Source organism: Candidatus Solirubrobacter pratensis, assembly GCF_000425945.1.
Lineage (GTDB): Bacteria > Actinomycetota > Thermoleophilia > Solirubrobacterales > Solirubrobacteraceae > Solirubrobacter > Solirubrobacter pratensis.
This window is the reverse complement of the sequence record NZ_AUEK01000008.1, coordinates 130,277-153,352: the sequence shown is the minus strand read 5'-3', so window position 1 is coordinate 153,352 and position 23,076 is coordinate 130,277. Positions and strand designations below refer to the sequence as shown.

The 23,076-nt window shown below is 72.5% G+C and carries 29 protein-coding genes and 1 pseudogene; 20 read left to right on the top strand and 10 right to left on the bottom strand.

Annotated elements, in window-relative coordinates; all coding sequences use genetic code 11:
- The first annotated feature begins 122 nt into the window (after nt 1-122).
- From H958_RS0111125 to H958_RS0111100, 6 genes are read left to right on the top strand one after another with little or no spacing between them, the layout of a single operon-like run.
- A complete protein-coding gene (locus tag H958_RS0111125) occupies nt 123-1,151 on the top strand; it encodes a PspC domain-containing protein (RefSeq protein ID WP_081685784.1) in 1,029 nt (342 codons plus the stop codon).
- Nucleotides 1,148-1,324, top strand: a complete 177-nt coding sequence (locus H958_RS46195) for a LiaI-LiaF-like domain-containing protein (protein WP_156027910.1) — start codon at nt 1,148-1,150, stop codon at nt 1,322-1,324. Before H958_RS0111125 ends, H958_RS46195 begins: the two co-directional genes overlap by 4 nt.
- Entirely contained in the window at nt 1,321-2,478 is a 1,158-nt protein-coding gene (locus H958_RS0111115) for an ATP-binding protein (RefSeq protein ID WP_028058729.1), read from the top strand. The genes H958_RS46195 and H958_RS0111115 overlap by 4 nt, the downstream gene beginning before the upstream one ends.
- Nucleotides 2,475-3,110 carry a response regulator gene (locus tag H958_RS0111110; RefSeq protein WP_028058728.1) on the top strand — a complete coding sequence of 212 codons (636 nt, stop codon included), beginning with the start codon at nt 2,475-2,477 and terminating at the stop codon, nt 3,108-3,110. The genes H958_RS0111115 and H958_RS0111110 overlap by 4 nt, the downstream gene beginning before the upstream one ends.
- 41 nt (nt 3,111-3,151) lie before the next feature.
- Nucleotides 3,152-3,334: a Sec-independent protein translocase subunit TatA/TatB gene (locus tag H958_RS0111105; RefSeq protein WP_028058727.1), complete on the top strand. Its 183-nt coding sequence runs from the start codon at nt 3,152-3,154 to the stop codon at nt 3,332-3,334.
- A 14-nt stretch (nt 3,335-3,348) separates the two neighbouring features.
- Nucleotides 3,349-3,885, top strand: coding sequence for a uracil-DNA glycosylase (locus tag H958_RS0111100; RefSeq protein WP_028058726.1), 537 nt, complete (start codon nt 3,349-3,351; stop codon nt 3,883-3,885).
- Here the strand turns inward: H958_RS0111100 and H958_RS0111095 are convergent.
- On the bottom strand, nt 3,871-5,754 hold the full coding sequence (locus H958_RS0111095) for a hypothetical protein (protein ID WP_156027908.1): 1,884 nt from the start codon (nt 5,752-5,754) through the stop codon (nt 3,871-3,873). The genes H958_RS0111100 and H958_RS0111095 overlap by 15 nt on opposite strands.
- Nucleotides 5,755-5,815: 61 nt before the next feature.
- On the opposite strand from H958_RS0111095, the gene H958_RS0111090 reads away from it, so the two are divergent.
- From H958_RS0111090 to H958_RS45010, 9 genes and pseudogenes are all read left to right on the top strand, one after another.
- Nucleotides 5,816-6,871, top strand: coding sequence for a LacI family DNA-binding transcriptional regulator (locus H958_RS0111090; RefSeq protein WP_051324100.1), 1,056 nt, complete (start codon nt 5,816-5,818; stop codon nt 6,869-6,871).
- Entirely contained in the window at nt 6,868-8,151 is a 1,284-nt protein-coding gene (locus H958_RS0111085; protein ID WP_028058723.1) for an extracellular solute-binding protein, read from the top strand. The genes H958_RS0111090 and H958_RS0111085 overlap by 4 nt, the downstream gene beginning before the upstream one ends.
- A 1-nt stretch (nt 8,152) precedes the next feature.
- Complete coding sequence (locus H958_RS36460) at nt 8,153-9,064, top strand: carbohydrate ABC transporter permease (protein WP_051324099.1); 912 nt, start codon at nt 8,153-8,155, stop codon at nt 9,062-9,064.
- 1 nt (nt 9,065) lies between these two features.
- Entirely contained in the window at nt 9,066-9,965 is a 900-nt protein-coding gene (locus tag H958_RS0111075) for a carbohydrate ABC transporter permease (RefSeq protein WP_037409893.1), read from the top strand.
- A complete protein-coding gene (locus H958_RS0111070) occupies nt 9,962-10,999 on the top strand; it encodes a glycoside hydrolase family 130 protein (RefSeq protein ID WP_028058721.1) in 1,038 nt (345 codons plus the stop codon). Before H958_RS0111075 ends, H958_RS0111070 begins: the two co-directional genes overlap by 4 nt.
- Nucleotides 11,000-11,019: 20 nt before the next feature.
- A complete protein-coding gene (locus H958_RS46190; protein ID WP_156027906.1) occupies nt 11,020-11,169 on the top strand; it encodes a hypothetical protein in 150 nt (49 codons plus the stop codon).
- 11 nt (nt 11,170-11,180) lie between these two features.
- Complete coding sequence (locus tag H958_RS0111060) at nt 11,181-11,627, top strand: GNAT family N-acetyltransferase (RefSeq protein WP_028058720.1); 447 nt, start codon at nt 11,181-11,183, stop codon at nt 11,625-11,627.
- Between the two features lie 4 nt (nt 11,628-11,631).
- The gene (locus tag H958_RS36455; RefSeq protein WP_037409892.1) at nt 11,632-11,868 is read left to right on the top strand and encodes a hypothetical protein; all 237 of its coding nucleotides are present in this window, start codon (nt 11,632-11,634) and stop codon (nt 11,866-11,868) included.
- A pseudogene (locus H958_RS45010) lies at nt 11,865-12,617 on the top strand (DUF72 domain-containing protein); the annotation flags it as partial. The gene H958_RS36455 and the pseudogene H958_RS45010, both read left to right, overlap by 4 nt.
- Nucleotides 12,618-12,697: 80 nt before the next feature.
- On the opposite strand, the gene ku (H958_RS48165) reads toward H958_RS45010, so the two are convergent.
- From ku (H958_RS48165) to H958_RS0111030, 4 genes are read right to left on the bottom strand one after another with little or no spacing between them, the layout of a single operon-like run.
- Complete coding sequence (ku, locus tag H958_RS48165; RefSeq protein ID WP_081685782.1) at nt 12,698-13,471, bottom strand: non-homologous end joining protein Ku; 774 nt, start codon at nt 13,469-13,471, stop codon at nt 12,698-12,700.
- Nucleotides 13,471-14,238, bottom strand: a complete 768-nt coding sequence (ku, locus tag H958_RS36440) for a non-homologous end joining protein Ku (RefSeq protein WP_051324098.1) — start codon at nt 14,236-14,238, stop codon at nt 13,471-13,473. Before ku (H958_RS36440) ends, ku (H958_RS48165) begins: the two co-directional genes overlap by 1 nt.
- 42 nt (nt 14,239-14,280) lie before the next feature.
- Nucleotides 14,281-14,943 (bottom strand): HAD family hydrolase, encoded by a 663-nt coding sequence (locus H958_RS0111035; protein ID WP_028058719.1) that lies wholly within the window; start codon nt 14,941-14,943, stop codon nt 14,281-14,283.
- 1 nt (nt 14,944) lies between these two features.
- Nucleotides 14,945-16,066, bottom strand: a complete 1,122-nt coding sequence (locus H958_RS0111030; protein WP_028058718.1) for an FAD-dependent oxidoreductase — start codon at nt 16,064-16,066, stop codon at nt 14,945-14,947.
- Between the two features lie 25 nt (nt 16,067-16,091).
- On the opposite strand from H958_RS0111030, the gene H958_RS43155 reads away from it, so the two are divergent.
- The 3 genes from H958_RS43155 (at nt 16,092) to H958_RS36430 (ending at nt 17,856) form a co-directional block, all read left to right on the top strand.
- Nucleotides 16,092-16,790, top strand: coding sequence for a M14 family zinc carboxypeptidase (locus H958_RS43155; RefSeq protein ID WP_196807309.1), 699 nt, complete (start codon nt 16,092-16,094; stop codon nt 16,788-16,790).
- Entirely contained in the window at nt 16,787-17,347 is a 561-nt protein-coding gene (locus H958_RS0111020) for a histidine phosphatase family protein (RefSeq protein WP_028058717.1), read from the top strand. Before H958_RS43155 ends, H958_RS0111020 begins: the two co-directional genes overlap by 4 nt.
- Before the next feature lie 95 nt (nt 17,348-17,442).
- A complete protein-coding gene (locus H958_RS36430; RefSeq protein ID WP_156027904.1) occupies nt 17,443-17,856 on the top strand; it encodes a hypothetical protein in 414 nt (137 codons plus the stop codon).
- Here H958_RS36430 and H958_RS0111005 read toward each other — a convergent pair.
- Complete coding sequence (locus H958_RS0111005; RefSeq protein ID WP_028058716.1) at nt 17,826-18,593, bottom strand: exodeoxyribonuclease III; 768 nt, start codon at nt 18,591-18,593, stop codon at nt 17,826-17,828. The two genes, H958_RS36430 and H958_RS0111005, sit on opposite strands and share 31 nt — an antisense overlap.
- Before the next feature lie 47 nt (nt 18,594-18,640).
- On the opposite strand from H958_RS0111005, the gene H958_RS0111000 reads away from it, so the two are divergent.
- Both H958_RS0111000 and H958_RS0110995 read left to right on the top strand, forming a co-directional pair.
- Nucleotides 18,641-18,922, top strand: a complete 282-nt coding sequence (locus H958_RS0111000; RefSeq protein ID WP_028058715.1) for a hypothetical protein — start codon at nt 18,641-18,643, stop codon at nt 18,920-18,922.
- The gene (locus H958_RS0110995) at nt 18,919-19,380 is read left to right on the top strand and encodes an RrF2 family transcriptional regulator (RefSeq protein WP_028058714.1); all 462 of its coding nucleotides are present in this window, start codon (nt 18,919-18,921) and stop codon (nt 19,378-19,380) included. Before H958_RS0111000 ends, H958_RS0110995 begins: the two co-directional genes overlap by 4 nt.
- Here the strand turns inward: H958_RS0110995 and H958_RS0110990 are convergent.
- Genes H958_RS0110990 through H958_RS0110975 form a run of 4 tightly spaced genes read right to left on the bottom strand, consistent with a single transcriptional unit; the run spans nt 19,370 to nt 22,911 of the window.
- Complete coding sequence (locus H958_RS0110990; RefSeq protein ID WP_028058713.1) at nt 19,370-20,323, bottom strand: sulfate/molybdate ABC transporter ATP-binding protein; 954 nt, start codon at nt 20,321-20,323, stop codon at nt 19,370-19,372. The two genes, H958_RS0110995 and H958_RS0110990, sit on opposite strands and share 11 nt — an antisense overlap.
- The gene (locus tag H958_RS0110985) at nt 20,320-21,096 is read right to left on the bottom strand and encodes a sulfate ABC transporter permease (RefSeq protein ID WP_028058712.1); all 777 of its coding nucleotides are present in this window, start codon (nt 21,094-21,096) and stop codon (nt 20,320-20,322) included. The genes H958_RS0110990 and H958_RS0110985 overlap by 4 nt, the downstream gene beginning before the upstream one ends.
- Entirely contained in the window at nt 21,093-21,896 is an 804-nt protein-coding gene (gene cysT / locus H958_RS0110980; RefSeq protein WP_081685781.1) for a sulfate ABC transporter permease subunit CysT, read from the bottom strand. The genes H958_RS0110985 and cysT overlap by 4 nt, the downstream gene beginning before the upstream one ends.
- Entirely contained in the window at nt 21,886-22,911 is a 1,026-nt protein-coding gene (locus H958_RS0110975; RefSeq protein WP_028058710.1) for a sulfate ABC transporter substrate-binding protein, read from the bottom strand. The genes cysT and H958_RS0110975 overlap by 11 nt, the downstream gene beginning before the upstream one ends.
- Between the last annotated feature and the right edge of the window lie 165 nt (nt 22,912-23,076).

Genomic DNA, 23,076 nt, shown 5'->3' with positions numbered 1-23,076 from the left:
CCGAACGACCATCGGTTCTGTGAAATACCTCCACGAGTGTTCGATGCCCCCGGGACCGTCCCGGGGTCCCTAAGGGTCATCCCCAATGGTCTGAAGGGCCGCTTGGAGGCAGCCTTCACCACATGAGCTCGACCCCCGCCACACCCCCTGCCAAGCGGCTCGCGCGCTCGACCTCCGACCACATGGTCGCGGGCGTCGCGGGCGGCCTCGGCACCTACTTCGGCCTCGATCCCGTCCTGTTCCGGATCGCCTTCGGGATCTCCGTCTTCTTCGGCGGCATCGGGCTGCTCGCGTACGTCGCGCTTGTTGCGTTCCTGCCCTATGACGACGGGCGACCTTCGTGGATCGACGGGCGCTCGCGCGCCACGACGATCGTCGCGACGGTCTGCCTGGCGATCGCCGCGGTGTCGTTTCTCGGTCCGCCTGCATTCGTCCTCGGGCCGGGGCTGCTCGCGCTGGCGGTCCTGGGGCTCCTCGCCGTCCTGCTGTATCGCGCCTTCGGCGGCGAGCGCGGCGACGACGCCGCGCAGGTGATCGCGCGCGGGACGCTCGTGCTGCTGGTGCTGATCGCGTCGCTCGGCGCGGCCACCGGCGTCGGCTTCGTCGCGGCGATCGGCGGCGGCGTCGCGGTCGCCATCATCGCCATCGCCGCCGGCGTGACGCTGCTCGCGGCCGGGCTGCTCGGCGGTCCACGCTGGCTCATCCTTCCCGCCATCGTGCTCGTGCTCCCGCTCGCCGTCGTCTCGGCCGCCGACATCGACCTGCGCGGCGGCGTGGGCGAGCGCGACTACCGGCCGGCGAGCGTCGCCGCGCTGCGGCCCGAGTACCGCGTCGGCGCGGGCCAGCTGAAGCTGGACCTGCGCGCGCTCGAGCTGCCGGCCGGGCGCACCGACGTCAAGCTCGTCGTCGGCGTGGGCGAGGCGGTCGTGCGGGTGCCCGAGGATGCGTGCGTGTCGACCGACGCCCAGATCGGCGTCGGCCAGGCCGACCTTCCCGGCGGCGACGGCCACGGCGGCCTCGACGTCTCGGTCGCGGACGCCGCGCCGCGGGCCGGCCATCCGGTCGTGCACGTGAACGCCGACATCGGCGTGGGGCACCTCCAGATCGAGCGCGACGGCCTCACCTCCGGCACGGAGCCCGTCTGCGCGTGAGGTCCAGGCGCGCCGACCGCACGCTGATCGCCGCCGGCCTGGTGACGATCGCGCTCGGCGCGCTGTTCCTCCTCGACCGGCTCGAGATCATCGACGTGCGCTTCGGCTATGCCATGCCCGCCGTGCTCGCCGCGGCGGGCATCGTGTTGCTGGTCGCGGGGATGACGGGATGAAGCGAGACCCCGAGCACGGCTACCTCGGCGGCGTCTGCACCGGCTTCGGCGCGCGACTGGGCATCGATCCGCTGCTGATCCGGATCGGCTTCATCGCGACGATCTTCGCCGGTGGCGTCGGCATCCCGCTGTACGTGCTCGCCTGGATGCTGATCCCGGCGGAGGGGCCGGAGAAGCCGATCGTCTCGCGCCTGCTCGACCGCCGCGACGCGTGGCTGGTGGCCGCCGGAATCGGCTGCCTCGTGCTCGCGCTGATGCTGCTGCTGCGCGAGTGGGGGCTGTGGTTCGGCGACAGCCTCGCGTGGCCGGCGGCGATCATCGCGGCCGGCGGGGCCCTGATCTGGCGCCAGTCGCAGGCCGTGGACCCGGATGAGCGGCCGTCGCTGGGGTTCACGCTGCCCGCGCCGGCTGCGGGGCGCGCGGGCGTCGGCATCGCGCTGGTGGTCGGCGGCGCGCTGATCTTCCTCTGGCTCAACGACGCGCTGGCGCCGGCGCGTGACGTGCTGCTGCCCGTCGCCGTGGTCGTGCTGGCGGGCGCGATCATCCTCGCGCCGTGGTGGATCCGGCTCGTGCGCGGGCTCGCCGCCGAGCGCGCGGCTCGGATCCGCTCGCAGGAGCGCGCCGAGGTCGCCGCGCACCTGCACGACTCCGTCCTGCAGACGCTTGCGCTGATGCAGAAGCGCGCCGGCGATCCGCGCGAGGTCGCCGCGCTGGCGCGCCGGCAGGAGCGAGAGCTGCGGGCGTGGCTCAACGACAGCCGCCCCCACGGCGACGCGACGCTGGCCGCCGCGCTGGAGAAGGCGGCGAGCGACGTCGAGGGCGACTTCGGCGTGCCGATCGACGTCGTGACGGTCGGCGACGCGCCGCTCGGCGACGCGACGGGCGCGCTCGTCGCCGCGGCGCGCGAGGCGCTCGTGAACGCGTCCAAGTTCGCCGGGCCGGAGCCGATCGCGCTCTATGCCGAGGTCGCGGGGGAGCGCGTCGAGGTGTTCGTGCGCGACCGCGGGCCCGGCTTCGAGCCCGCCGCGGTGCCGGGCGACCGGCGCGGCCTGCGGGAGTCCATCATGGGACGCATGGAGCGTCATGGCGGCCGGGCGGCGGTGCACTCCGTGCCCGGTCAGGGGACGGAGGTCGAGCTGGTGATCGAGCCATGACGTCGGTCGTGCTCGTCGACGACCACCAGCTGTTCCGCTCCGGCGTGCGCGCCGAGCTGGACGGGCTGGTCGAGGTGCTCGGCGACGCCGCCACGGTCGAGGACGCCGTGCGCGAGATCCTCGAGGTCGAGCCCGACGTGGTCGTGCTCGACGTTCACATGCCGGGCGGCGGCGGCCTGGAGGTGATCCGGCAGGTGAGCGAGCGCCGGCCGGCGCAGCGCTTCCTCGCGCTCTCGGTGTCCGACGCGCCGGAGGACGTGATCGCCGTCATCCGCGCGGGCGCGCGCGGCTACGTCACCAAGACGATCTCGGGCGTCGAGCTCGCGGACGCGGTGCGGCGCGTGGCCGACGGCGACGCCGTGTTCTCCCCGCGGCTGGCCGGCTTCGTGCTCGACGCGTTCGCTTCGCTGGCGCCCGCCGAGGTCGACCCGGAGCTCGACCAGCTGACCACGCGCGAGCGCGAGGTCCTGCGCCACATCGCCCGCGGCTACCTCTACAAGGAGATCGCGGCACGGCTGGGGATCTCGACCAAGACCGTCGAGGCGCACGTCTCCGCCGTCCTGCGCAAGCTCCAGCTCTCCTCCCGCCACGAGCTGTCGCGCTGGGCGGTCCAGCGCCGCCTGGTCGACTGATCATCCGCAACGGCTCATCTGCGCCGCCTACCGTAGGATCCGTGTTCACCGGCCTGGAAAGTCCCGTCCACTGGCTCATCGTCGGCGTGATCGCGCTGATCGTGCTGGGCCCGAAGCGCCTCCCCGAGGCCGGGAGGTCGCTCGGCTCGGGCATCCGCGGGTTCCGCGAGGCGCTGACCGGCAAGGACGAGGACTCCAAGAAGGAGCCCGAAGAGGGCAGCTAGCCTCGTGCCGCGAGATGGACCTCGCGGCGCTGCACGATGAGATCGTCGCCCATTCGGGTTGCGGCTTCGAGCCGTGCGAGAAGGCGACGCGGATGGTTCCCGGCGAGGGCTCGCCGGACGCCGCCGTGATGTTCGTCGGCGAGGCGCCGGGCGCGAACGAGGACCGGCTCGGGCGCCCGTTCGTGGGGCGCGCGGGGATGCTGCTCGAGGAGCTGCTGGAGGCGGCGGGGATGCGGCGCGAGGACGTCTGGATCACGAACGTCGTCAAGGCGCGGCCGCCGAAGAACCGCGATCCGCGCGCGACCGAGGTCGCCCACTGCATGCCGTGGCTGGAGACCGAGGTCGAGCTGATCTCCCCGCGCGTGATCGTGCCGCTCGGCCGCCATGCGCTCAAGCACTTCGCGCCGGCGGCCAAGATCGCCGAGGTGCACGGCACGCTGCTGCACGAGCGGCTCTTCCCGCTCTACCACCCGGCGGCGGCGATGTACAACCAGTCGCTGCGGGCGACGCTGTTCGACGACGCCCGCGCGCTGGGCTCAGTGCTCCGCTAGGGCGAAGCCTCCCGGAGGGATCACGACCGCGCCCCCGCGCGAGCGGGCGTAGACGCGGCCCTCCGTGTCGTAGCTCGTGGCGGTGCCGTGGACGGCGACAGTGCGCCGGCCGAGCGCGAAGGATCGGAGCAGCGTCTGGCCTCGACCGTCGCCGGCGAGCGAGAGCGACTCGATCAGCGGCTGGAACAGCACGGCGTCGAGTGCGGTCGTCCCGCGGGCGGCCTGCGTCGCAACCGGCGAGGCGCCGGGCTTCGGAAGCGTTTGCGCCTCGAGCACCCCGGGGATGGCCGACGCACCCTGCGCGCCCGCGTTCGCATGCTGCAAGGTGCCGAGCGGGCCCCAGCGCGTAGCGCCTCCGCTGCCGTCGGCGGTGCGCAGCGCGACCGGCTGGATCAGGCCCGGCGCGTCGGTGCCGAACGCGACGCTGCCGCCCGGCGGGAGCGTGACGTAGCGGCCGCCGCTCCACGCGCTTTCGCCCGTCCATGCCGCGGGCGGCGTGACGACCGAGGCGCCGCCGGCGAGCGTCGCGTCCTCCGCCTCGAGAATCCGCTGCGTGCGGCGGGCGACCGGCCGGGCGATCCGCGCCTGCGCCGCGACGTCGGGCGCCGCGTCGAGCGCGAGCATCGAGAGCAGCCCGTGGACGGTCGACTCGGCGCCGCTGTTGCGGTTGATCGCGCCGTCGCCGGACACACCGTCGTACGTGACGCCCGTGGCCGGGTCGTACATCGGCGCTCCCGCGGGGTTGTTGCCGAAGTACCACGCGGCGGCGATGCCGGCGAGCCGGCGCGGGCCGGGGTTGCCGACCGCCAGGAGGCTCTGGAGCCGGCTGTCAGCGCCATAGGCGATCTGCGTGTGGTCGGTCGGCGCCGGATTCCACCCGTTCTCGGGTCCGGCGGCGACGAGCAGGTGTGGCGTGAAGGACGCCGCATCGGCGAGCGCGGGGGCGAGGAGGTCGCGGCGGCCGAGGGCGGCGGCGGCGTGGGCGAGCGCCTCGGGCATCTGCGAGGCCCAGGCGTGCCACACGGAGCGGGTCGTCGCGGAGGGGAGGAGCGCGCCGTAGGGCCATGTGCGCGGATCTCCGCCGCCGAGCGCGGCGACGCCGTCGGCGAATCTCGCAAGCGCGCTCCGGGCCGCATCCGAGCCGCCGGCCTCGACGTACGCCGCCAGCCCGAGCATCGCCTCGGCGGTCGCGTCGGCGCCGTCGACGATCAGCCACCCGGGCACGCGGCGGCCGTCGGCCACCTGCCACCCGTGGCCGAGCACCTCGCGGTCCAGCGCGCCGAGCGCCAGCTCCAGCCGGTCGCGCAGGAACGCGGCGAACGCCGGATCGTCGCGCCGGAACGCCGCGTAGCCCTCGCCGAGCGCCCAGATCGTGCGTGCGAGCCAGTACGACGCGCCGCTGTCGGACGGGTCCGGCGTCTCCGGCGGGTCGGCGCTGACGTTCAGCGTCCCGTCGGGCTGCATCCACAGCACGACGTTCCCATTCGGCGACTGCAGGTATGTCAGCCCGCGCAGCAGCGCGACGGCGCGCTCGCGGCTCGCGGCCGAGCCCGTCTGCCGCCAGTGCCGCACGTATACGACCGCCGCGCGGGCGATGTCGTCGGCGTTGAACGCGCCCTGCCCGTAGGTGTTCGAGGCGGCGTCGTACGCCCCGCCGCCCACGCGGCGGTAGGAGCCGTCCGCCTGCCGGTCAGCGTACGTCCACAGCACGCCGATCGGATCCGCTCCATACGTGGAGTGCCCCGCCTGCTCCGGCGGCGACACGGTCGTCCCCAGGAAGTCGAGATGCGCGGTGTTGGTCAGCGGCGCGGCGCGCGCCGACCCGGGGACGAGCAGCAGCAACGACACGGCGAGCAGGGCAAGACGCACGACGAACCTCCCTCTGGACTTAAACGTTTTATGCCCACGCTCGCCGGGCACAAACCAGTTCGTGGGAGCTGAGCGAAACGCGCGTCCCGGCCGCAGCAAGCGCCGGCGCGGGCCGACGATCGTCGACGTCGCGCGCCATGCCGGCGTCTCGACGACCGCGGTCTCGTTCGCGCTCAACAACCGGCCCGGCGTCGCGGACCACACGCGCGCCCGCATCCTCGGGGTCGCGCGGGACCTCGGGTGGGAGCCGAGCGCCTCCGCCCGCAGCCTCGGCGGCCGGCGCGAGTACGCGCTCGGCCTCGTCATCGCGCGCGATCCGCTCGTCCTCGGCGCCGACCCGTTCTTCCCCGCGTTCATCGCCGGCGTCGAGCTGGAGCTCGCCGAGCGCGGCGTCGCGCTCCTGCTGCAGGTCGTCAGCGAGGACACCGAGGCCGACCGCTACCGGCACCTCGCGCGCAGCGAGCGCGTCGACGGCGTCTTCCTCACCGACCTGCGCTTCGACGACCCGCGGATCGCGCTGCTGCAGGAGCTCGGCCTCGCCGCCGTCACGCTCAACCGCCCCGACGTCCCGAGCCCCTTCCCGGCCGTCTGCCAGGACGACGGGCCCGGCGTCGCCGCCGCCGTCCGCCACCTCGCCGAGCTGCGCCATGAGCGCATCGCCTATGTCGCCGGCCGGCCCGACATGCTCCACGGCGCCCATCGCCGCGCCGTCTGGACGCAGGCGATGATCGACCAGGGCCTCGCGCCCGACCTCGTCGCCGTCGCCGACTTCACCGCGGCCTCGGGAGCCAGCGCGACGCGCGAGCTCCTGAGCCGCCCCGACCGCCCCACGGCGATCGTCTACGCCAACGACGCGATGGCGATCGCCGGTCTCACCGTCGCGCACGAGCTGGGCTTCGCCCCGCCGCGCGACCTCTCCCTCGTGGGCTACGAGGACTCAGAGCTCGCCGCCCACGTCTATCCGTCACTCACGAGCGTCCGCTCCGACCCCGTGTCCTGGGGCCGGACGGCAACCCGCGTCCTGCTGGACGCCATCGAGGGGCACCCGAGAGACGTCGAGCTGGAACCGGCTCGGCTGGTGGTGCGCGCCTCGACCGAAGAGAGGAGACCGTCATGAACCCTCGCCTCGTCCCGGCCGTCGCCGCCGTCGTGGCCCTCGCCGCAGCCTGCGGCGGCTCGGGCGGCACGTCGTCGAAGGACGCCGCCGCCGCCCGCGGCCCGATCAAGGTCTGGTACTCGAACAACCAGGAGGAGGTCGCGTGGGGAAAGGCAATGGTCGCCGCCTGGAACAAGGCGCATCCCGGCGAGCGGGTGACGGGCCAGGAGATCCCGACCGGCAAGAGCTCCGAGGAGGTGATCGGCGCCGCCATCACCGCCGGCAACGCGCCGTGCCTGGTCTTCAACACGTCACCCGCCGCGGTGCCGCAGTTCCAGAAGCAGGGCGGTCTGGTCGCGCTCGACGACATGCCCGGCGGGCGGCGGTACGTCGAGAGCCGCACCGGTGCGGCGGCGGGGCAGTACCGGTCGCCGGACGGCAAGTACTACCAGCTGCCGTGGAAGTCGAACCCGGTGATGATCTTCTACAACCGCAAGCTGCTGAAGAAGGCGGGCGTCGACGCGAAGAACCCGCCGCTCTCGACGTACGCGGAGTTCCTCGACACCGCGCGCAAGATCGTCAAGAGCAAGGCCGCGCCGGCCGCGATCTACCCGGCGCCGACGAGCGAGTTCTACCAGTCGTGGTTCGACTACTACCCGCTGTTCATCGCCCAGACCGGTAAGCAGCTCGTGCAGGACGGCAAGCCGCAGTTCGACTCGCCTGAGGGCCGGCAGGTCGCGGACTTCTGGAAGACGCTCTACAGCGAGCACCTCGCGCCGAACGAGAAGTACAACGGTGACGCGTTCGCCGACGGCAAGGCGGCGATGGCGATCGTCGGCCCGTGGGCGGTCGCGGTCTACGGCGACAAGGTCGACTGGGGCGTCGCGCCCGTGCCGACCGCCGACGGCAAGCCGGCGGGCGACATCCACACGTTCTCCGACGAGAAGTCGATCGCGATGTACAGCGCGTGCAAGAACCGCGGCACGGCGTGGGACGTCCTGAAGTTCGCCACCTCCAAGCAGCAGGACGGCGAGCTCCTGCAGAAGACGGGCCAGATGCCGATGCGGCCGGACCTGCCCGCCGCCTACCCGGACTACTTCGCCGAGCGCAAGGAGTACAAGACGTTCGCCGAGCAGGCCGCGCGCATCGTCGAGGTCCCGAACGTCGCCAATTCGGTGACGATCTGGCAGACGTTCCGCGACGCCTACTCGAAGTCGGTGATCTTCGGCAAACAGGAGCCGCAGCAGGCGCTCAGCCAGGCGGCCGGCAAGGTCGAGGGCCTCGCGAAGGAAGGGTCCTGACGTGGGAGCGGCGACGATCGCGCGGCGCCCGCTGCGGCGCCGCGTCCTGGGGCGACATCCGCTGGGGCTGGCGTTCGTCAGCCCCTACGTCCTCTTTCTCGCGGCGATCTTCGCGTACCCGCTGGGGTTCGCGGTCTACATGTCGCTGCACGACTACTTCTTCGCCGCGCCGGGAGCGGTGGTCGACCGGCCGTGGGTCGGGCTGCACAACTTCTCGACGGCGCTCGGCGACCCGGACGTGCGCGCGTCGTTCGTGCACGTCGGCGTGTTCATCGCGATCAACGTCCCGCTGACCGTGATCATCGCGCTCGGGCTCGCGGTGGCGCTCAACGCCGCGGTGCCGTTCCGCGGCTTCCTGCGCGCCGCGTACTACATCCCGTACGTGACGGCCAGCGTCGCCGTGGTCGCCGTCTGGCTGTGGCTGTTCAGCCGCACCGGGCTGGTGAACACGGTGCTGGGGCCGCTCGCGCCGAGCCCGTCGTGGCTGGTCAACTCGCACCTGGCGATGCCGATGATCGCCGTCTACGTCGCCTGGAAGCAGGCGGGCTTCTTCATCCTGCTCTACCTCGCGGCGCTGCAGAACGTGCCGAAGGAGCTCTACGACGCGGCGGCCGTGGACGGCGCGACGCGCTGGCGCTCGTTCCTGAGCGTGACCGTGCCGGGCGTGCGGCCGGCGACCGTGCTGGTCGTCGTGCTCGCCGTCATCACCGGCGGCAACCTCTTCACCGAGCCGTACCTGCTCACGGGCGGCGGCGGGCCGGACGGCGCGTCGACGACGCCCGTGCTGCTGATGTACCAGCGAGGGATCGAGCAGGGGCAGCCGGACGTCGCGGCCGCCATCGGGATCATCCTCGTGGCGATCGTGCTCGCGCTCTCGCTGCTGAGCCGCAAGCTGCTCGAGGGGCGTGACTGACATGGCGATCGAGACGATCGAGCGCAGCTCCGCCACCGCCAGGTCGCGCGCCAAGGCGCGCCCCCGTCGCGGGACCCGCGGCCGCGCGGTGCGGCTGCTCGTGCTCTTCGCGGGCGCGCTGCTGTTCCTGTTCCCCTTCTACTACATGCTGATCGGCTCGCTGCAGGCCGAGCCGGACACCGGGATCGGCGGCGCATGGCCCGATCCCGGCAACCTCACGCTGCACAACTACCGGCAGATCGACGGCGCGATCTCGCTCGGGCGCACGCTGATCAACTCCGGCGTGTTCACCGGCGGCGTGATCCTCTGCACGGTCGTCTTCGGCCTGCTCGCCGGCTACGCGCTCGCGGTGCTCGAGTTCCGCGGCAAAGGCTCGGTGTTCGCCGGCGTGATGCTGGTCCTCGTCGTCCCGTTCCAGTTGCTCACGATCCCGCTCTACGTGCTGATCGTGCGCGACTACAGGCTCGCCGACAGCTACCTCGGGATGATCCTGCCGTTCGCGATCAACTCGACGGCCGTGTTCGTCTTCCGGCAGTTCTTCCTGCAGCTGCCGCGGGAGCTCTTCGACGCCGCGCGCGTCGACGGCGCGAGCGAGCTGACGATCCTGCGCAGGATCGCCGTCCCCCTCTGCAAGCCGGCGCTGCTGACCGCCGTGCTGGTGACCTTCATCGGCCCGTGGAACGAGTTCCTCTGGCCCTTCCTCGTGACCAAGGAGCGCTCGATGCAGCCACTCGCGGTGGCCCTGGCCAACTACATGGACACCGTGTCCGCGCGCGCGGCGAATCCGTTCGGCGCGATCCTCGCCGGCGCGTGCGTGCTGGCGGCACCCGCCGTGATCCTCTTCATCGCCTTCCAGAGGCGGTTCGTCTCGGCCAACATCGGCTCAGGGGTGAAGGGATGACGGTGGCGACGATCCCGTTCACCCTGAGCCGCGCCGGCGTCGTGATGTCACCGGCCGGCGACCCGCGCGAGGCCGAGGGCGTGCTCAACCCGGCGAGCGGGCGCACGCCCGACGGCCGCCTGCATCTCCTGCCCCGCCTCGTCGCCCGGGGCAACGTCTCGCGCGTGGGCCTCGCCGAAGTGGTGATCCGCGACGGCGCGCCCGCCGGCGTCGAGCGCCGCGGCGTGGTGCTCGAGCCCGACGAGGGCTGGGAGCGCGGCAATGGCCACGCCGGCGTCGAGGACCCGCGCGTGACGTGGATTCCGTCGCTGGGCCTGCACGCGATGACCTACGTCGCGTACGGCCCGCTCGGTCCCCGCCCGGCGCTCGCGGTCTCACGCGACCTCGTGCGCTGGGAGCGGCGCGGGCCACTGCACTTCGCCTACCAGCCCGAGCTCGACACCGACCTCAACCTCTTCCCCAACAAGGACTGCGTCTGGTTCCCGGAGCCGGTGCCGGATCCGCACGGCAACCTGGCGTACGCGATGCTGCACCGGCCGATGTGGGACCTCTCGTGGATCGTCCCCGGGGAGGGCACGATGCTGCCGGCGGGGCTCGAGGACGACCGGCCCGGGATCTGGATCTCGTACGCCGACGGCGATTCGCTCGTCCACCTTCGCGACCACCGGCTCGTGGCGACGAGCGAGTACGGCTGGGAGGCGCTGAAGATCGGCGCCGGCCCGCCGCCGGTCCGCGTGGAGGAAGGCTGGCTGGCGATCCACCACGGCGTCACCGGCGAGATGCACCCCGGCACCGACCAGCAGCAGCGCGTGCGCTACGAGGCCGGCGCGCTGCTCCTGGACCCCGAGGACCCCGCGCGCGTGCTCGCCCGCACGGCCGAGCCGTTGCTGAAGCCGGAGTCGCCCGAGGAGCTGGCGGGCACGGTGCCGAACGTCGTCTTCCCGACCGCGATCGAGGAGATCGAGGGCTCGCTGTTCGTCTTCTACGGAATGGCGGACACGCACATCGGCGTCGCGCGGCTTGCACGGGCGTAGGCTTGATTGGTGTCCCGCCGGTGCTCGACGCGGAGCGCTTCGATCCCCAGCCACCCACGCCCGACTCGACGGGCGCGATCGACGCGAGGCCGTTCTACGCCGCGCAGGCCGCCGGCGCCGTCAAGGCGATCCAGCCGGCGGCCGAGATCGTCGCCGAGCTGCTCGGCTAGCCTCCGGTCCGATGATCCGGGTGGCGGGCCTCGAGGACGTCGACCACATCGGCCGGCTCCTGCACGCGTTCAACACCGAGTACGACGATCCGACGCCGTCGCCGGCGCAGCTCGCCGAGCGCTTCCGCACGCTGCTCGACCTCGACACGAGCGTGCTGCTGGGCGGCGGAGGACCGGACGCGATCGCCGTGCTGCGCTTCCGCCCGTCGATCTGGAGCGAGGCGCTCGAGTGCTACCTCGCGGAGCTCTACGTCGTGCCGCCGCTGCGCGGGCGGGGGATCGGGCGCGCGCTGCTGGAGGCCGCGATCGAGCACGCGCGCGAGCGCGGCGCCGACCACATGGACCTCGGCACGAGCGAGGACGACGTCGCCGCCCGCGCGCTGTACGAGAGCCTCGGCTTCATCAACCGCGAGCGGGCGGGCGGCCCGATCACGTACTTCTACGAGCGGGAGCTGTGAGCCGGTGCCGCGCCGCCATCCCCGCCGGCCGGTCGCGCGCCACGCCGGCGTCCCGCGCGTCGATGCCGGGCTGGAGCGCGAGCGGCGGGCGCGCGCCGCCTGCGCGGCGAAGGATCGCTACGAGACCGAGAGCGAGGCGCGCGCGATGTCGCTCATGCACGTGCCCGGCCGCGGCAACCGCTCGGTCGCCTACCAGTGCCCGGTCTGCGGCGGCTGGCACCTGACCTCGCCGCGCCCATGATCGTCGTCGGCACCGGAGGCTGGTCGGTCCCGGGCTGGTACCCGAAGGGCGTCGAGGCGCGCGACCGGCTCGCGTCGCTGGCGGAGCGCGTCGACGCGGTCGAGGTCGACTCGTCGTTCTACGCGCTGCCGTCGCGGCGGACGGTCGAGCGCTGGGTGAAGATCACCCCTGGCGGGTTCTCCTTCGCCGTCAAGCTGCATCGCGCGCTGTCGCGCCACGCCGCGCCGCTGAAGTCGCTGCCGACGGCGCTGCGCGACGACGTCGAGGTCACCGAGCGCGGGCGCGTGGTGCTCGACGACGCGCTGCAGGAGGGCCTGCTGCAAGCCACGCGCGACGTGTTCGAGCCGCTGCACGGGGCCGGACGCCTGCGCACGTTCCTGCTCCAGCTCACGCCCGCGTTCCGGCCGCCCGACCACGCGCTCGAGGAGCTCGAGCCGGTGATCGGAGGGCTCGCGCCGGTGCCGGTCGCGGTCGAGCTGCGACACAAGGCGTGGCTGGGCGACGCGGAGGCGACGCTGGCGTGGTTCCGGGAGGCCGGCGCGGTGTGGGTGGCGGTCGACGCGCCGGAGGTCGACGCGCCGGTCGCGATGCCGGCGGTCGACGCCGTCACGCGCTCGGACCTCGCCTACCTGCGTGCGCACGGGCGCAACGCCGAGGGCTACCTGCACGGCCGCTCGGCGGCTGAGCGCTTCGACCACCGCTACACGGACGAGGAGCTCGCCGACCTGACGCAGCGGGTCGAAAACGCTCGGGGCGCAGGCCGAGGACGTCGTCTGCATCCTCGCCAACGGCGAGCACGCGCTGGACTCGGCGGCGCGGCTGCGCGAGCTCACGCGCTGACCTCCTGGAGCGAGCGCTCCAGCGCGGCCATCAGGTCCTCGATCGGCGACGGCTTCTCCTCGGCCTCGGGCACCTTGACGGTCTTGCCCTTCTCCTTGTCGCGCACGATCTTCTTGAGCCGCTTCTCGTAGTCGTCCTCGCAGCGCTCGGGCTCCCACGGGCAGCCGAGCGCCTCGATCAGCGCGACCGCCCGGTCGAGCTGCTTCTTCGCCGGCTTCTTCCTGCGCGGCTTGGGCGGCTCGCGGACCTCGTCGTGGAAGCGCATCGTCGTGAGCACCAGCCGCTCGCGGCGGGCCCGGACGAGCACGAGGTACTCCTTGGTGCGCAGGACGAAGCGGCCGAGCGCCGCCCGCTCGCTGCGCTCCATCACCTCGACGAGCAGCCGGTAGGCGCGCTGGGTGCCCTCGCTCTCGCCGTCGGGCATCAGCACGTACGGGTGATCGAAGTAGATCGGGTCGATCTCTTCGAGGTCGGCGAACGCCTCGATCTCGATCGTGCGGGTCTTGCGCGGGGCGGCGGTGGCGAGCTCGGCGTCGGTCAGGACGATCAGGTCCCCGTCGTCGGTCTCATAGCCGTGCGCGATCTCCTCGAACGGGACCTCGGCGTCCTCCTCGGCGCAGAAGCGCCGGGTCTCGACGGGCGTGTGGTCGTTCGCGTGCAGCTGCCGGAAGTGCAGGTCGGTGTCCCGCACGCCGCTCAGCAGCGCGACCGGGACGTTGACGAGCCCGAAGCTGAGCGAGCCCTTCCACAGCGAGCGCGCCATCAGCCTTTCACGCTCGCTTCCAGCGCGGCGAGCAGGTCCGAGGAGTCGTCCGCCTCCTCCGGCTCCGGCGCCTCGATGTTGCGGCCCTCGGCCTTCGCCTTGACGACCTCGAGCACGGCGTCGCGGTACTCGTCCTCATAGTCCTCGGGCTTGAAGCGGACGTGCAGCCCCTCGACGAGCGAGGTCGCCATCTTGATCTCGCGGTCGGTGGGCTTCTTGCGCACGCGTGGGAGATCGAAGTCCTCGGGGTCCACGAGGTCGGCCGCGAAGCGCAGCGTGTGCAGGGCGAGGGCGGAGTCATGCACACGGATCACGACCGTGCGCTCGCGATCGTGGAAGACCCATTTGCCGACCGCGGCGCGGCCGGTCTTCTCCAGCGCGGCATGCAGCAGCGCGTAGGCCTCGTCGCCCTTGTCGCCCGCGCCGACGTAGTAGCCGCGCTCGTAGAAGTCGGGGTCGATCTCGCCGGCGGGCACGAAGTGGTCGACGTCGATGAGCTTCGAGCGCGGGCCCGCCGCGGCGGCGATCTCGTCGTCGGTCAGCTCGACCCACTCGCCCTGCTTGACCTCGAAGCCCTTGACGATCTCGTCGTAGGGGACCTCCTTGTCCTCGTGCGGGCAGATGCGGCGGTGCTCGATCCGGCTGTCGTCTTTGGCGTGGACCTCGTGGAAGTGCACGGTCTTGGACTCGGTCGCCGAGTACACCTTGATCGGGACCTGCACGAGCCCGAACGCGATGGCGCCGTTCCAGATCGAGCGTGGGGCCATACGCGGATGGCTACCCGGGGCGCGGGCGGTGCTACACGCGGCTCAGAGGCCGAGCTCGTCCAGCGACTCGCGCAGCTCGGCCGCGTCGCGGTAGACCAGGTACGCGCCGGCGCGGTAGAGCTCGTCGGCGCCGTAGCCGCCGGACAGCAGGCCGATCGAGAGCATGCCGGCGCGGCGCGCGGCGAGCAGGTCCCAGACCGCGTCGCCGACGACGAAGCAGATCTCGGGATCGGCGCCCAGGCGACGGGCGCACTCGATGAACAGGTCCGGCTCGGGCTTGGCGCGGGCGACGTCGCCGCGCTGGACCACGACCATCTCGTCCGGGACCTCGAGCGACGCGAGCGAGGGATCGATGCCGGGGCGGCGGCCGGAGGTCGCGATGCCGTGCGTGACGCCCTTCTGCCGCAGCTCGGCGAGCAGCCCCTTGGCCCCGGGGAGGGGGCGGCGGGCCGCGGGCGGGAGCAGCTCGCGGAACAGCCGGTCGTGGCGGCCCTGGAGCTCCTCGGCCTGCGCTTCGCTGAGGTCGTGGCCGAGCTCGCGCCCGACGGCGCGCGTGAAGAGCCCGCCGCTCATGCCGATGCGGCGGTGGATCCGCCAGCCGGGGATGTCCATGCCGTGGTCGGCGAGCGCGCGCTGCCAGCTGAACACGTGCGCGTAGACGGTGTCGACGAGCGTGCCGTCGAGATCGAAGATCAGGGCGGGCATCTCAGTTCGGCTCCACGTTCGATCCGGCGCTGCGCAGCGAGGCGGCGTACTGCCGGGCGCCGAGGGCGAAGCGCGGCGGCAGCGGCGCGCCGTCGCGCCAGGCGGCCGTGATCCGCTCGGCCATCGCCGGGCCGTGCTTGAAGCCGTGGCCGGAGCCGCCGCCGACGAGCCAGACGCGGTCGTGCTCGGGATGCGGCGCCGCGATGAAGTGCGAGTCGGGCGAGATCTCGTAGCGGCAGCGCTTGGAGCCGGTCAAGAGCGCTTCTGCGAGGGCCGGGAAGCGCTGCGCGGCGTACTCGCGCGAGATCCGCTCGACGTGCTCGGACGGGCCGGGCAGGTCGGCGTCGGGATCGAGCGGCGGGCCCTCCTGATCCCATGCGATCTTGACGCCGAGCCCGTCGAGGTCGCCGGTGCCGTAGAAGGCGCGGTCGTAGTCGACCCAGCCGGGCGCAGCCTGCCAGGCGGGGCCGCCGTCGAAGAAGAACAGCTCCTGGCGGGTGACCCGGAGGGTCACGTGCTCGGGGAACAGGCCCGCGAGCCAGCCGCCGCAGGACCACACGACCCGGTCGCCCTCGAGGATCTCGCCTCCGGCCCGCACGCGGTCGCCGTCCGGCGTCGCGCGGGCGTTGAGGATGCGGGCGCCCTGGGCTCGCGCCTGCGCCGTGAGCGTCTGGACGGCCTTCTGGGCGCGCAGCACGCCGGCCTCGGGCTCGTGCAGGACCCATTCGAGGTCGTCGCCGTCGAACGAGGGGAAGAGCCTCGCGGCCTCCTCGACGCTGAGGCGGTGCACGGGGATCCCCAGCTCGTCGAGGACGCGCAGCGACTCCGCCTCCCAGCCGGCCTCGCGGTGCGCGAACCAGCTCACCCCGCACTCGCTCATCAGGTCCGCGCCGGACTCCTGCTCGAGCTCGCGCCAGAGCGTGCGGGCGCGGCGCGCCATCCGCGTGTAGTCGGCGTCCGCGCCGTGCGTGCAGCGAATCAGCCGCGTCTCGCCGCCCGACGTGGCGCGGACGTCGCCGGGCTGGAACTGGTCGACCAGCACCACGTCGTCGCCGTCGCGGGCGCACCACCAGGCGAGCGAGGCGCCGAACGTCCCGGCCCCGACGATGACGACGCGCTCCATTGCCCCGAGACGCTACAACGCGAGCGTGAGGCGAGCGGCCGCGATCGCGTGCTTGGGGGTGGCGACGATCGCGCTGCCTTCGCGCGTCTCCTCCTCGATCGTCGCCGGCCACTCGGTCCGGGGCCGCGCCATCGTCGCGACGCGGGTCGGCGACCCGGCGGCGCCCGTGCGGGTCCTCGTCGTCGGCGACGTCCACGGGAACGAGCCGGCCGGCGAGGCGATCGTCGCGCGGCTGCGGCGTGCGCGGCCCGACGGCGTCGTCCTGTACCTCGTGCGGAGCGCGAATCCCGACGGCCGCGCGCTCGGCACGCGCCAGAACGCGCGCGGGGTGGATCTGAACCGGAACTTCCCATGGCGCTGGGGCCCGGGCGCCCGCGGGACCTACTACCCCGGTCCGCGGGCGGGATCGGAGCCGGAGACGCGCGCGCTCATGCGGCTCGTGCGCCGGGTGCGCCCGCAGCTCGCGATCTACTACCACCAGCACATGGGGATCACCGTCCGCGAGCGCGGCGCCGACCCCGCGATCCAGCGCGAGTACGCCCGCCGGACCGGGCTCCCGCTGCGCTCGCTGCCGGACTATCGCGGCACGGCGGTCGGGTGGGAGAACCACCTGATCCCCGGCGGCAGCGCGTTCGTCGTCGAGCTCCGCTCCGGCCCGGCCGACGCGGGGCGCCACGCCGGCGCGGTCCTCGCGCTCGCGCGCCGGTACCGTGCGTCGGCGTGAAGATCGTCCTCGTCCGCCATGGCCAGACCGAATGGAGCCTGTCCGGCAAGCACACGTCCTTCACCGATCTCCCGCTCACCGAGCACGGGCGCCGCGCCGCGCGGGCGCTCAAGCTGCGCGACCGCCGGTTCGCGCTCGCGCTCACCTCGCCCCTCGCCCGCGCCCGGGAGACCTGCGCGCTGGCGGGGATGCGCTGCGAGGTCGACGAGGATCTGGTCGAGTTCAACTACGGCGAGTACGAGGGGCTGACGACGCAGGAGATCCGCGCCACCCGCCCTGACTGGTCGCTCTGGGTGGATGGTGCGCCGGGGGGCGAGCTGCCGGCCGACGTGGGCGCGCGCGTCGACCGCGTGATCGCGCGCTGCCTCGCCGCCGGCGGCGATGTCGCGCTGTTCGCCCACGGGCACGTGCTGCGCGTGCTCGCCGCCCGGTGGCTCGGGCTGCCGCCGTCGAGCGGCGCGAGCTTCGCGCTCGACACGGCAGCGGTGTGCGAGCTCGGCTTCGAGCGGGAGAACCGCGTGGTGCGGAAGTGGAACCTGGTCAGCGGCGGGCAGTGAGGAGCGCGACGAGCGCCTCGAGCCCGTCGCCGGCGAGGCGCACGGTCTCGTAGCCGCGCCCGGAACCGAACCGCGGCACGCGGTGTAACCGGACCGTGATCGCACAACCGCCATGCCCGCCGCCCGACCGCGGCGTCCTTCCCGTGTGGGCGCGCACCGGGTTCTCCGAGAAGCGGCCGAAGGTACCCCACGTGCTCGGGCGCGACGGGGAGATCGTCGCGATCCTCTTCGGCGACCTGACGGCGCCGCCGAGCAACGACGCCGGCAACAAGATCCTGTGGGTCGCCAAGGACCCGGTCAAGCCGCTGTCGGACCTGCGCATCAGCGCCCGGCGGATCGTGCACGGGCACTACAGCGGCCGGACCGTGCACCGGACCGTGGACGGCGGCCCGGGTCCCTCGGGGATCGAGATGCCCGTGCCGGGGTGCTGGCGGATGACGCTCAAGTGGTCCGGCCGGACCGACCGCCTGGACCTGCGCTACCGCAGGTCGGCCAGCAGGGGAGCGTGATCGGAGGGCTTCTTGCCCTTGCGGAAGTTGCGGTCGATGCCGCACTCGGTCAGGCGCCCGGCGAGGCCGGGGGAGAGCAGGAACGCGTCGATGCGCAGGCCCATCTTCTTGTGGAAGTGCCCCGCGCGGTAGTCCCACCAGGTGAAGCCGGGCTCGTCGGGATGGAGGCTGCGGAACGCGTCGACGGATCCCGCCTGCACGAGCGCGGCGAAGCGCTCGCGCTCCGGCGGAGTCACGTGGGTCGATCCGACGAACGCCGCGGGGTCGTAGACGTCGAGGTCGGTGGGGCAGACGTTGAAGTCGCCGGCGACGAGGAAGTCGCTGCCGCCGAACGTGCGAAGGCGCTCCGCCATCGCGTCCAGGAAGCGGAGCTTGTCCTCGTAGAACGGTGAGCCGACGGCACGGCCGTTGGGGACGTAGACGGCCGCGACGCGGATGCCGTCGACGGTCGCCTCCAGCCAGCGCGCCTCGTCGGCGGCCGGCTCGCCGTCTAGGCCGGCGCACGGGTCCTCGATCGCGACCTGGAGCGGCGCCGCGATCGCCACGCCCGCCCAGCGCCCCGCGGAGTGGTGGACGGCGTGGTAGCCGGCGGCGGCCAATTCGGCGTCCGGGAACGCGTCCGGCTCGGTCTTGGTCTCCTGCATCAGCAGCAGGTCCGGGTGATGCAGCTCGAGGAGCTCGAGCACCCTCGGAAGGCGGGCGTTGAGCGAATTGACGTTCCAGGTGGCGATCTTCACGGCGTTCCAGGTGTTCAGACAAGGATGGAAAAGCACCCTATTGCGTCATGACCCGGATCCTTCCCATCCTTGCCGCGCTCGTGATCGCGGACGCGGCGAAGGTGACCGCGGCCCTGCGCGCGCTGATCTCGGAGCGCCTGGACTCGCTCGTGAGCGACGGCTGGCTGACGACCGCCCAGCGCGACGCCAGGCTCGCCTGCTTCGACGGCGCGCCGAGCTGCAAGGGCGGCGCCGGACCAGCCTGGCGTTCCTCCGGGTGCGGTGATCACGCTCACCGTACGGCCCGCGGAGTGGTGAAGCTCGCGGAGCCGCTACGGTCACGCGGGTGAAGGTCTCCGCAAAGGCCGACTACGCCGTCCGCGCCGCCGCCGAGCTCGCCGCCGCCCAGCCGGGCGGCGCGCCGGTGCGCGCCGAGGCGATCGCCACCTCCCAAGCCATCCCGCAGCGCTTCCTCGAGAACATCCTGTCCGACATGCGCCACGCCGGGCTCGTCACCAGCCTGCGCGGCGCCGAGGGCGGCCACCGGCTCTCCAGGCCCGCCGCGGAGATCACCGTCGCGGACGTGATCCGCGCCGTCGACGGCCCGCTCGCGGCCGTCCGCGGCGAGCGCCCGGAGACGGTGAACTACACCGGTCCGGCCGAGCCGCTGCAGCGCGTGTGGATCGCGGTGCGCACGAACCTGCGCGACGTCGTCGAGCGAGTCACGCTCGCCGACCTCGCCAGTGGGGACCTGCCGGACAAGGTCACCGCGCTCGCCAAGGACCCGGAGTCCTGGGTCACGCGCTGAAGACCGGCGCGGCCGTCGGACGCACGTGGACGATGTCGCCCGCGCGCACCTCGAGCTCGTCGGCCTCGGCCTTGGTCAGCTGCACCGAGATCACGCCGTCCGGCGCGAGCTCCAGCTCCACGCGCACCTCGAAGCCGAGGTAGACCACGCGCGTCACCATCGCCTCGACCGAGTCGTCGCCCGGCTCGCTGGAGAGCACGAGGTCGTGCGGGCGCACGAGCCGGTCGTGCAGCGTCGACACCGGGCCGAGGAACTTCATCACGAACGCGTTCGCCGGCTGCTCGTAGAGCTCGCGCGGCGCGCCGGTCTGCTGCACGCGCCCCTTGTCCAGGACGACGATCCGGTCCGCGATCGCCATCGCCTCCTCCTGATCGTGCGTGACGAGCACGGTCGTGACGTGGACCTCGTCGTGCAGCCGCCGCAGCCACTCGCGCAGCTCCTGCCGGACGTTCGCGTCCAGCGCCCCGAACGGCTCGTCGAGCAGCAGCACCTTCGGCTGCACCGCGAGCGCCCGCGCCAGCGCCATCCGCTGGCGCTGGCCGCCCGACAGCTGCGACGGGTAGCGGTCGGCCCAACCGGTCAGGCCGACGATCTCGAGCAGCTCGTCGACCCGCCCGCGCACGACGTCCTGCTTCTCGCGCCGGATCTTCAGGCCGAACGCGACGTTGTCGCGCACGCTCATGTGCTTGAACGCGGCGTAGTGCTGGAACACGAACCCGATCCCGCGCTTGCGCGCCGGTACGAGCGTGACGTCCTCGCCGTGGATGACGACCGCGCCCGCGTCCGGCGTCTCCAGCCCGGCGATGATCCGCAGCAGCGTCGACTTGCCGGAGCCCGACGGGCCGAGCAGCGCGACGAGCGAGCCGTCGGGAACCTCGACCGACACGTCGTCGAGCGCGACGAAGTCGCCGAAGCGCTTCGTCACTTCGGTGGCGGCGATCATGCTTCGGACCTCCGGGGCTTGAGTCGGGTCATGAGCAGCAGCGTCGCGAGCGCGATCACCGCGAGCAGCGCCGAGGCGGCGTAGGCGCCGGCCAGGTCGTAGTTGTTGAAGCGCTGCTCGACGAGCAGCGTGAGCGTCATCGTCTCGCCGGCGATCTTGCCCGACACCACGCTGACCGCGCCGAACTCGCCGATCGCGCGCGCTGTCGACAGCACGACGCCGTACGCGATGCCCCAGCGGATCGCCGGGAGCGTGATGCGCCAGAACGCCTGCCAGCCGCTCGCGCCGAGCGTCGAGGCGGCCTGCTCCTGCTCGTCGCCGACCTCGCGCAGCACCGGTGTGACCTCGCGGACGACGAACGGGAGCGAGACGAAGACGGTCGCGAGCACGATCCCCGGCAGCGAGAAGATCACCTGGAACGGGAGTTGGATCCAGCCGCCGCGGCCGTACACGAGCACCAGCGCCAGGCCGATCACGACCGGCGAGACCGCGAACGGGAGGTCGATCAGCCCGTCCAGCAGCGCCTTGCCGCGGAACCGCCCGCGCGCGAGCGCCAGCGCCGTGATCACGCCGAACGCCGTGTTCAGCGGCACCGCGATCAGCGCGACCTCGATCGTGAGCCAGAACGCGCTGATGGCCGCGGGCGTGGTCACGGAGTCAAAGACGGCGCCGAGCCCGTGCTCGAACGTCCGATAGAAGATCAGCGCGACCGGGAACAGCAGCAACGCGGCGAGGTAGCCGAGCGCGACGACGCGAAGGCCGATGCGGCTCATCGCGTCCTCCCGAGCGAGCGGATGCCGAGCAGCACGAGCAGGGAGAGCGCCAGCAGCACGACCGAGATCGCCGCCGCGCTGGCCGTCGCGTCGCTCTCGATCTGCGCGAACGCGAACACCGAGACGACCTCGGTCTTGCGCGGGATGTTGCCGCTGATCAGCACGACCGAGCCGAACTCCCCCACCGCGCGCGCGAACGCCAGCGCGGCGCCGGAGACGATCGCCGGCCACAGGTTCGGCAGCACGATGCGCCGGAACGACTGCGCCTCGGTGGCGCCCAGCGACGCCGCGGCCTGCTCCATCTCCGGATCGAGCTCGATCAGCACCGGCTGGACGGACCGCACGACGAACGGCAGCGTCACGAACAGCAGCGCAAGCAGGATCGCCCAGCGCGTGTAGGAGATGTCGATCCCGAACGGCGACGACTTCCCGTACAGCGCCAGCAGGGTCAGTCCCGCGACGATCGTCGGCAGCGCAAAGGGGAGGTCCACGAACGCGTCGACGACGCCCTTGCCGAAGAAGCGGTCGCGCACGAGCACCCACGCGATCAGCGTCCCGGCGGCGGCGTTGATCGCCGCGACCGCCAGCGAGATCCCGATCGTGAGCTCGAACGCCGAGATGGCCCGCGGCGAGGTGACCACGGACCAGAAGTGCGCCTCCGTCGACTTCACGACCACGGACGCGAGCGGGATCAGCACGATCAGGCTCAGCCAGATCGTGCTGATCCCGAGCCCGAGGTTCCCCCGTGCCCGTCGTGCGGCGCGCGGGACCCTCGGCAGGGCGACGGTCTCACTTGTCAGTGGAGACCCCCGCTTCGGACTCGATCTTGGCGAACGTCCCCTTGTCGGGGTCGAAGAACTCGTCGTTGACCTTCGTCCAGCCGCCGAGGTCGTCGATCGTGAACAGCTGCTTCGGCGTCGGGAACGCCGGCGTGACGCCGTCGATCACGGGCCGGTAGCCGTGCTTGGCGAAGAGCTCCTGCGCCGGCTTGGAGAGCGCGTAGTCCACGAACGCCTTGGCCTGCGGCTTGGCCTTCGCGGTGACGGCGATCGGGTTCTGGATCAGCAGCGTCTGGTCCGGGATCACGTAATCGACGTCAGAGCCCTTCTGCTGGGCCGTGATCGCCTCGTTCTCGTAGGAGATGCAGACGTCGCCGTTGCCGCCGAGGAAGTTCTGCACCGACTCGCGGCCGCTCTTGTCCTGCACCTTGACGTGCTCGGTGAGCAGCCGGCGGACGTAGTCGGTCGCCTGCGCCGGCGACTTGCCGAGCTTGAGCTGTGCACCGTAGGCGCCCATCAGGTTCCACTTCGCGCCGCCCGAGGTGAACGGGTTCGGCGTCAGCACCTCGACCCCGGGCTTGAGCAGGTCGGCCCACGTCTTGATGTGCTTCGGGTTGCCCTTGCGGACCATCAGCACGACGACCGAGTTCGAGACGAAGCCCTTGGTCGGCGTGTCTGCCCAATCGTCGGCGACGAGGCCCGTCTTGACGAGCTTGTCGACGTCCGGCGCGAGCGAGAAGGCGACGACGTCGGCGGGCTGGCCGGCGGCGACGGCGCGCGACTGATCGCCTGAGGCGCCGTAGGACTGCGTGAAGGAGACGCCCTGGCCGGCGGAAGTCTTCGCGAACGCCGGGATCACCTCGTCGTAGACGACCTGCGGCGTGGAGTAGGCGACCAGCGAGAGCTTCGCCTTCGAGCCCGAGCCGCCGCTCGCGGCGCTCGACGCACCGGAGTCCTTCGTATCGGCGGCTCCGCCGCATCCGGCGATGACTGCGGCGAGGACTGCGATGCCTACGAAATATCTCAAACCCGACATGGGTTCGGTCTTATACCAAAGTCGACTTCCCCGGTCGAGTTTATGAGGCGCGTCTGGGGATTGCAATCCCCGAGTTTGAGGTCGAACGTGGTCAGCATCAGGACCTGCATCGCGTGGTCGCCGGCCTCGGCGAGCACCCGCCGCGTCGCCTCGATGCCGCGTCGA

Coding starts and splice junctions, on each gene's coding strand:
- H958_RS0111125 (WP_081685784.1), top strand. CDS start 123: ATGAGCTCGACCCCCGCCACACCCCCTGCCAAGCGGCTCGCGCGCTCG.
- H958_RS0111115 (WP_028058729.1), top strand. CDS start 1,321: ATGAAGCGAGACCCCGAGCACGGCTACCTCGGCGGCGTCTGCACCGGC.
- H958_RS0111110 (WP_028058728.1), top strand. CDS start 2,475: ATGACGTCGGTCGTGCTCGTCGACGACCACCAGCTGTTCCGCTCCGGC.
- H958_RS0111100 (WP_028058726.1), top strand. CDS start 3,349: ATGGACCTCGCGGCGCTGCACGATGAGATCGTCGCCCATTCGGGTTGC.
- H958_RS0111085 (WP_028058723.1), top strand. CDS start 6,868: ATGAACCCTCGCCTCGTCCCGGCCGTCGCCGCCGTCGTGGCCCTCGCC.
- H958_RS0111075 (WP_037409893.1), top strand. CDS start 9,066: ATGGCGATCGAGACGATCGAGCGCAGCTCCGCCACCGCCAGGTCGCGC.
- H958_RS0111070 (WP_028058721.1), top strand. CDS start 9,962: ATGACGGTGGCGACGATCCCGTTCACCCTGAGCCGCGCCGGCGTCGTG.
- H958_RS0111060 (WP_028058720.1), top strand. CDS start 11,181: ATGATCCGGGTGGCGGGCCTCGAGGACGTCGACCACATCGGCCGGCTC.
- ku (WP_081685782.1), bottom strand. CDS start 13,471: ATGGCGCGCTCGCTGTGGAAGGGCTCGCTCAGCTTCGGGCTCGTCAAC.
- ku (WP_051324098.1), bottom strand. CDS start 14,238: ATGGCCCCACGCTCGATCTGGAACGGCGCCATCGCGTTCGGGCTCGTG.
- H958_RS0111035 (WP_028058719.1), bottom strand. CDS start 14,943: ATGCCCGCCCTGATCTTCGATCTCGACGGCACGCTCGTCGACACCGTC.
- H958_RS0111030 (WP_028058718.1), bottom strand. CDS start 16,066: ATGGAGCGCGTCGTCATCGTCGGGGCCGGGACGTTCGGCGCCTCGCTC.
- H958_RS0111000 (WP_028058715.1), top strand. CDS start 18,641: ATGACCCGGATCCTTCCCATCCTTGCCGCGCTCGTGATCGCGGACGCG.
- H958_RS0110990 (WP_028058713.1), bottom strand. CDS start 20,323: ATGATCGCCGCCACCGAAGTGACGAAGCGCTTCGGCGACTTCGTCGCG.
- H958_RS0110985 (WP_028058712.1), bottom strand. CDS start 21,096: ATGAGCCGCATCGGCCTTCGCGTCGTCGCGCTCGGCTACCTCGCCGCG.
- H958_RS0110975 (WP_028058710.1), bottom strand. CDS start 22,911: ATGTCGGGTTTGAGATATTTCGTAGGCATCGCAGTCCTCGCCGCAGTC.